This is a genomic window from Mesorhizobium sp. M4A.F.Ca.ET.050.02.1.1 (assembly GCF_003997725.1).
Taxonomy (GTDB): Bacteria; Pseudomonadota; Alphaproteobacteria; order Rhizobiales; family Rhizobiaceae; genus Mesorhizobium.
The window spans coordinates 1-384 of record NZ_RZSG01001568.1 but is presented as its reverse complement, the minus strand read 5'-3'; the positions used below and the strand labels follow the sequence as shown (position 1 = coordinate 384).

Genomic DNA, 384 nt, shown 5'->3' with positions numbered 1-384 from the left:
CATCCCGACTACCACACCATCAAGGTCGTCATGACCGACGGCACCGAATACCTGACCCGTTCGACCTGGGGCAAGGAAGGCGATACGATGAACCTCGATATCGACCCGACCACGCACCCGGCCTGGACCGGCGGCCAGCAGACCCTGCTCGACCGCGGCGGCCGCCTGTCGAAGTTCAAGAAGCGCTTCGAAGGTTTCGGCCTTTAAGCCTATTCCTGCCTTGTCGCAGATCAAGAACCCGCCTTCGAGGCGGGTTTTTTGTTGACCAGAGCTCGCTTCTCCCCGTCACTATACGGGGAGAAGGTGCTGGTGTCCGAACCGGATAGATAGGTAACAGAATGGACCGATTGCATAGGTGACAGTTTTCTCCCTCGCCGGAGGACC

1 protein-coding gene is annotated in these 384 nt (G+C 59.1%); it reads left to right on the top strand.

What is annotated here, in order from left to right:
• Positions 1-207 (top strand): 50S ribosomal protein L31 (gene rpmE, locus EOA33_RS38665; RefSeq protein ID WP_127407884.1); only part of this gene is annotated, 207 nt, incomplete at its 5' end.
• Positions 208-384: the final 177 nt, after the last annotated feature.